At 57.8% G+C, this 597-nt stretch carries 2 pseudogenes; both read left to right on the top strand.

Going from position 1 to position 597, the window contains the following annotated elements:
- Window positions 1-453 (top strand): annotated as a pseudogene (locus tag AAHM38_RS25490) (DUF3304 domain-containing protein); the annotation flags it as partial.
- A gap of 57 nt (window positions 454-510) precedes the next feature.
- Window positions 511-597: pseudogene (locus AAHM38_RS25495) on the top strand (DUF3304 domain-containing protein); the annotation flags it as partial.

Raw genomic sequence — 597 nt, forward strand, 5'->3', positions numbered from 1 at the left:
GCCAAATATTCAGCCTGCGCGCCCCGATAACATGCCGTCTGGTGGCGGGGGGACAAATGCTGCGCTTCCTTCCCCAAGAAATGGCGCCCCGGCTTGAGGGTAACGGTGCGGTGGATTGCCAACAAGAAGCTAGACGGTATTGCGTGGGGGGCTTGGTACAAAGCCGAAGCGGAGGTGCCGGAGTATGGCACCGCCACCTACGGGATGTGGGCCATCTTTCTGCCGGGCGATCGAGTCAAGATCATGATCAAAGATGGCAACGCAAACGGGCATAACCGTGTATGGGCTCGCCCTGCTGATGATGACCCTTATGTAGGAACCGGGACAGTCGACGAGGAACTCACGCGTCAAGACGAAGAGCGTCGCGAGAAGCAACGTCAAATGAAGATCGCTCGGGAAGCCGAGTTGGCCCGCGAGGCCGAACTCAGTAAGCAACATGAGACCACCCAATGAAGTCTCCTGCGAACAAACCAATCACATCCGCCTGTTCTTGAATTGGAACATCAGCCTATGAAAACCCAATCAATCAGGGCACTGTTGCTGATCAGCCTCGCCTTCCTTGCCGGCTGCGATGACCGCGCGGCCATGGCGGCACGG

This window comes from Ralstonia sp. OTU4908, from assembly GCF_038440115.1.
Taxonomy (GTDB): Bacteria; Pseudomonadota; Gammaproteobacteria; order Burkholderiales; family Burkholderiaceae; genus Ralstonia; species Ralstonia pickettii.